The sequence below is a fragment of the Xenorhabdus bovienii genome, from assembly GCF_024721015.1.
Lineage (GTDB): Bacteria > Pseudomonadota > Gammaproteobacteria > Enterobacterales > Enterobacteriaceae > Xenorhabdus > Xenorhabdus bovienii.
Genome location: NZ_JANAIF010000115.1, coordinates 1 through 6206, shown reverse-complemented (window position 1 = coordinate 6206; position 6206 = coordinate 1). Strand labels below are relative to the sequence as shown.

Below are 6206 nucleotides of genomic sequence, written 5' to 3'. Positions count from 1 at the left end.
TTTTTCTATCAACTCGCTGCATAAAAAATAATCGTATTCATCTTTTGATGCACTTTCTCTGCTAATGCGACAGAACCCATTCATGTCATATAGGGTTATTATTACATGAATTTATTTATGACGACACCATCTAATACTCCAATTAATTTATTTGCAACTCATATTTTAAATTGATAAGGTTATTTTCTATATAGAGTAAAATGATAAAAATATGAGTTTTAATTAGGGTGTGTTGACGTTTTGTGAGGGGAATTTGAACAGCATGATGATCTGGTATCATTGTCTTTGCGAAAAAACGATTACCCCAGCTCATCATGCCAAGAACAATGTTATCAAAATCTTTATGGAACAAGCTAGCTGTATTGATGCAACAAAGTGGGGGTATTTACCATAAAGAAGAGCACTACCTGACTTTTGAAGGGATCCTTTATCGAATGAGAACCGGATGTCCGTGGCGGGATTTACCCGATGAGTTTGGAAAATGGAACACCCTCTTTAAGCGCTTTAATGAAGGGTCAAAGAAAGGTGTTTTTGATTTATTATTCAGATTGTTATCTGAAAATACGGACAGCGAGTGGTTATTTATTGATGGCAGTATTGTTCGTGCTCATCAACATAGCTCAGGCGCGGCTTCAACCAAAGATGAAGCCATCGGTAAGAGTCGAGGAGGACGTTCGACTAAAATTCACTTAGCCGTAGACAGTTACGGCTTGCCCGTCCATTTTGAGCTGTCAGGCGGTCAAACGCATGACATTGTGCATGCGGAAAGCCTGGTCTTCATCGGATTTTGTGATAGCTGACAAAGGCTACGACAGCGATGCTTTCAGAAGTTTTGTTGAACAACAAGGTGCTAAAACAGTAATACCTTATCGAAAAAATAACCGAAAATCGGATAAGAAAATTGATAACGGCTTATACCGTTATCGGCATTTGGTTGAAAATGCGTTTGCCAGGATTAAACATTTTCGAGCAATTGCAACAAAATACGATAAAGTGGCCCGAAATTACGCCAGTATGTTGGCACTGGCGTTTGTCATGATATGGCTACCGATGTGGGTTGAGTAAATGATAAACAATAAACGTCAACACGCCCTAGTATAAGTAAAGGATTTATACGCAGCTCATAGGTATTGTCGATCATGAATTCTAAACTGAGAGACATTTCTATTCTTTTGTACATCCGATATTTATAATAATCAAATTATTTTAATGGAAGAAATGAAATTATGAGGTCGATTGCGATTGTGGGAGGAGGATTAGGGGGGATCTCCGCATTTTCTCAGTTGGTAAATAAAAAAATTATCGCAAATTATACTGTTTATGAACCAGCGTCTATCGCTTATGGTAGCTCTTTGAAATCATTTTCATGTGAACATTTATGCAATACATCGGTGCTAATGAACTCCTTGCATAAAGACAAGCCAGATGATTTCTTACGTTATTTAAAACAGCAAGGTTATGCCGCTAGCGGCGAGTCGTTTGTGCCGCGATTTTTATTGTTGCAATATGCAAGAGAAACCTTCACTAACTCTGTAATAACTGCCCGCCGTGCCGGTTCAGTAGTTGAAGTGATCAAAAAGAAAATCACTTCATTTATAACTAATCCTAACCATCGGTGTATATTATTTGATGAAGACTGCAATGAATACTTTCATCACTTTGCTTTTTTCAGTCCTGGTCCGATTCTAAATAAAGACAAGTACCACGATATCTCTTGTGATAGCAATTTGGTAGCTAGCTCAAACCCGGAACAATTAGATAATTTTGCAATTAATAAGAAAAATATCGCCATAATGGGTACTAAGCTCAGCGCTATTGACTCTTCTCTATTGCTATGCAGAAAAGGGATAAAAGTTACCTTGTATTCTCCTTCTGGAGAGCTTCCAGCCGTGAGAAAGGCCTTGGTTTATCATCCTGAAATCGACGACGAGTTTTTAAAAACATCGGATTTATTTTCTAAACGGAATTTCATTAAGAAAATCAATGAAAATACTCAAAGAATCAAAACGGAACAGCAAAAGCAAACCAGAAATTCACTTGAACTGCTTAGCAGAGATATCCGCAAAGTAAAACAGGGTAAGGCTGATTGGCAGCATTCAATAGCTAGCATTATTGATTATGCTAATACACATCTTCGAAAAGTACCTGAGCCAATAAAAAATAGCGTGATAAGTAGAACCAAATATCTTGTTTCGCGTTATATCTCATCTTTTCCGCTAGAAAATGCCCTAAAGGTTCATCATCTTATCGAAAGCTCGATGTTAAAAATCAAACAAGGTGAGTTAAAAGACTTTAGTTTGCAAAATGATTCAGTGAAAAATAACAAATCGCAGGAAAGGTACGATGGTTTAATTATTGCCACAGGTGTAAATAATCTAACTATTTGTAAAATAAATAATAAATATATAATTAGCCAATCGACTTCTGGAGTGACCGAAAAGATAAATTCAGAAGATCTTCATAAAATAAAAAATTCAGGTGTCTGGCTCTCCGGTTCACTATTACATGAGTTTTATCCGATAGTTAACTATCTGAAGTTTTGTGTAGATCAGGCATTCTTTTTTTCCAAGAGTCTAGAGGAGTTAACTAATGAAAATCGCAATAATTAATCCTGTTTCTAGCGGAAAATGCCTAGTTAATGCTTTTGAAGATTTTGGAGTAGAAATTATCCAGGTGTTTGAGCCATCACTAGCATCAGAGGAATGTTCTGGTTTTATTTCAGAGGAGTTAGGAAAAACCGCTGACTTTTTAATGTCACAGCGGATTACAGGTATCGTGAGTGGGAGCGAGTTTGGAATATCTCTCACAGATGAGCTAACTCACTCCCTGGGGTTGCAAGGTAACGATTATGAATTACGCAAAACTCGTATTAATAAATATGAGATGATGAGAATTCTGAAGGCGAATAGCATTCGCACTCCTCACACTGAAGTCATAACTTGTGAGCAGGAACTTTTGACTTACCTCGATTCGTATCCAAACTATCCTGTGTTTATCAAACCAACTGCCAGCGCTGGAAGCGATAACTGTAAAAAATGTAACTCTAGAAAAGATGTGATTTCTGGGTTCCAAAATATTTTCCGAGAGAAAAATATCTTAGGTAAAACCAATCAGTCGCTGGTGCTACAAGAGTATATTCAGGGAGACCAGTATATTATTAATACAGTTTCTAGTGCCGGTAGACATTTCATTACTGAATTGTATCTAGTAAATCTTGAGAAAATAGATGGTATGCCTATCTATAGGGATATATCAACCCTTAATTATCATGATCAGGGGGGGCTTATTACTGAATTATCTAACTATGTTTTCGAATGTCTTGATGGCATAGGCATTAGGAATGGAGCTGCTCATACGGAAGTACGTATGACGGAAAATGGCCCGTTACTTATCGAAGTGAATAGTCGAATTATGGGGCCAATACTAGATATTAATGCTTTCAGTCACGGTATTGGCTACAGTCAAGCTTCCATTCTGGCAGAATCGATGGCTGAACCTGAAATTTTCAATAGAAGACTTAGCAGTCCAATTCAGCAGCCAAAACGGTATTTTTCGATGGTATTTCTCAGGTGCCCTTTTGAAGGACGGATTGTCGATAGAAAAGGATTATCAAATGTTAGAAAGCTACCAGGTTTTCATAGTGTGGTACATTTACCACATTTAGGATACATTTCGAAAAACCCACTTTTGACAACAGGAGATTTCGGTATAGCGTACTTTGCTCATGAAGATAAAGAGGTTCTGGATAACTCAATAGCCATACTTCACCAGATTGAAAATGATGGGTTATTGTACGGAGTTGATTGTGATTAACAAGTATGTTTTTTTTATTTTATCTTCTATTATCTGTCAGTCTTTAACCTACGGAATACTGTCTGGAAATTCTGGAGGTAATATCTTGCTTTTTGTTTCACAAGGATTCTTTTTAACTTCCGCGTTCTATCTTTTGATGGCCTTGTTGAAAAACAAGGCCGTTAGAATGTGCCATGTTATTATCTTGATTAAGTTAAATATAAGTACAGCAATTGCTTTTTTATGCTTTTATTTATCTATTTATTTTATCCCTGCGTCCATTTCCAGTCTTATTGAGGCTGCTGCAGGGCCTTTATGGGGTGTAATTATTGGATACCTATTTTTCACGCGTGATATCTCGATAAAGCCGTTGTTATTAACATTCGTGATCTTTATCAGTTCAATGGTCGTGTTGTTTATTGAGAACTCTGGTAAGTTCTTTTTAAATGATGGTATAGGTATCATGCTATCACTAGCGGCTGCATTGGGTGCTACACTGATAGCTTTCAGCAGTAAAAACTCAGAGGAAATTGGCCTTTCAGCTGTGACCATATTGGGCTATCGCTTCCATTTTACATGGGTATTATCACTGATTATATATCAACAGGTTAGCGGAGAAGTCTTGCTAACTTCATTCAAATGGGAATATTTTGCCTTAGCTTTTGTTGGTATCACATTGCCAATGTATTTCTTGCAGATTGGTATGCAGAGAGTTGATCCTCTTGTTACGATGGTGTGTTTCAGCTTCGTTCCCGTGATTACCTACCTCTTTGAATCTCTGTTTGGAAAGGAACTCAATTTTGTGGTGCTTGGTCTCTTATTACTCAGCGTTATCCTCGCCGTTATCCAAATAAAACGAATGCTATAATGTAATACCCTCCTAATTAAAACAGACACTCTATAATTCAATTAAGTGATAGGTTTACCTGTCTTGAAGGAGTGTCCGATGGAACATATTGAAATTGTTACTGGCGAACAGCGCTGTCATTTTCAGAAGACGACTGCACAGAATGTCAAAAGTCGGCTGCACCCAATTGCTGAAGTAGGATATTGAAGATTCAAGCGTTGACATTATGGGGTGAAAGCAGTTTCACCCCATCTGGGCGTAATTCGCCTTTCGGTGATACATACATGTCGGTACAATGTCTGACGAGTGATATTCAGTTCCTTGCACAGATCGCTTACTTTGGTTTCCGGTTGCCCCATAGCAGCCATCGCCAAGCGTAATTTGGCCGCCGTCATCTTGAATGGACGCCCACCTTTTTTGCCACGTGCTCGTGCTGATGCCAATCCAGCCAGAGTACGCTCTGAGATCAGCTCACGTTCAAACTCGGCCAACGCTGCGAAAATACCGAAGACCAGTTTACCAGCGGCGGTTGTGGTATCGATAGCAGCACCATGCCCGGTCAATACTTTGAGACCAACACCGCGTCCGTTCAGGTCGTGTACGGTATTGATTAAGTGACGCAAATCGCGCCCTAGTCGGTCAAGTTTCCACACGACCAGTGTATCGCCTGATCGCAATGCTTTCAGGCAGTTTTCCATTCCGGGACGATCTTCGCGTTTGCCGGATGCCTGGTCTTTATAAAGATAAGTGGGATTAATACCGACAGCAGTCAGCGCATCACGTTGTAAGTCTGTCGCTTGAGAGCCATCTGATTTTGATACCCTCATGTAACCAATTAACATATCATTACCTGTCACTTATACGGTCGATTACGTGACAGAATGAATGCCAAAACGCGGACTGTCAAGATTTGTCACTTAATCCGTCATTTATTCTAACAACCTGTTCAGAGTCTTTTTAACACCACCACTAGATGGTGTCGTCATGAGAAATTTCGTGCAATAATAATGCCCCACCATTCCAGGTTCTGTTGCATTAACAGAGAGACCTCAAGCGAAAGTATCTTGATTTATTTTTATGCCGTTAGCTGATAGAAATAGGCCGCCGGTGAAATTGGATACTCTGGTTCTTGCGGGTATTGCCCTTTGCGCAACATACAGACTAGTTCAATCCCGGCCAACAGGGTCTGTGCCCGTCTGAAATTCTTGAATCCCAGTATAGGACGTGTTCGCCGTTTGACGTTGCGGTGATCCTGTTCAATCAGATTGTTGAGATACTTATTTTGCCGGATATTGATCTGCTTATCCTTCGGTTTTCCCTGGTTTAACTCGTCTAGCGCGGCTTTGTTGGCGCCACTCTTATCCAGGGTCACCCCGTCGGGTTGTCCGTGCTGACGCATCGCCTTTTTGAAGAAACGCAACGCGGCTGGCTTATCCCGATAAGCAGTCGACAGTATTCCCATCCGAGTCGACAGCCCGGTAGAAGTAACGCGGTTCTGTCGCATTAGCAGAGAAAGTGCATCAAAAGATGAATACGATTATTTTTTATGCAGCGAGTTGATAGAAAA

4 protein-coding genes and 2 pseudogenes are annotated in these 6206 nt (G+C 39.6%); 4 read left to right on the top strand and 2 right to left on the bottom strand.

The features are described from left to right. Positions 1 to 314 precede the first annotated feature (314 nt). From NXS07_RS18140 to NXS07_RS18125, 4 genes are all read left to right on the top strand, one after another. A protein-coding gene (locus NXS07_RS18140) for an IS5 family transposase (RefSeq protein WP_438818396.1) occupies positions 315 to 1065 on the top strand; the annotation gives its coding sequence in 2 pieces (ribosomal slippage) (positions 315 to 775 and positions 774 to 1065; 753 coding nt in all). A gap of 161 nt (positions 1066 to 1226) precedes the next feature. After that, a complete protein-coding gene (locus NXS07_RS18135; RefSeq protein ID WP_258087337.1) occupies positions 1227 to 2609 on the top strand; it encodes an FAD/NAD(P)-binding protein in 1383 nt (460 codons plus the stop codon). Then, entirely contained in the window at positions 2590 to 3813 is a 1224-nt protein-coding gene (locus NXS07_RS18130) for an ATP-grasp domain-containing protein (protein WP_258087336.1), read from the top strand. The genes NXS07_RS18135 and NXS07_RS18130 overlap by 20 nt, the downstream gene beginning before the upstream one ends. Beyond that, on the top strand, positions 3806 to 4660 hold the full coding sequence (locus NXS07_RS18125; protein WP_258087335.1) for an EamA family transporter: 855 nt from the start codon (positions 3806 to 3808) through the stop codon (positions 4658 to 4660). Before NXS07_RS18130 ends, NXS07_RS18125 begins: the two co-directional genes overlap by 8 nt. Positions 4661 to 4850: 190 nt before the next feature. Here NXS07_RS18125 and NXS07_RS18120 read toward each other — a convergent pair. Both NXS07_RS18120 and NXS07_RS18115 read right to left on the bottom strand, forming a co-directional pair. Continuing rightward, positions 4851 to 5481: pseudogene (locus NXS07_RS18120) on the bottom strand (recombinase family protein). 233 nt (positions 5482 to 5714) lie between these two features. Next, positions 5715 to 6129: pseudogene (locus NXS07_RS18115) on the bottom strand (IS6 family transposase); the annotation flags it as partial. Positions 6130 to 6206 lie beyond the last annotated feature (77 nt).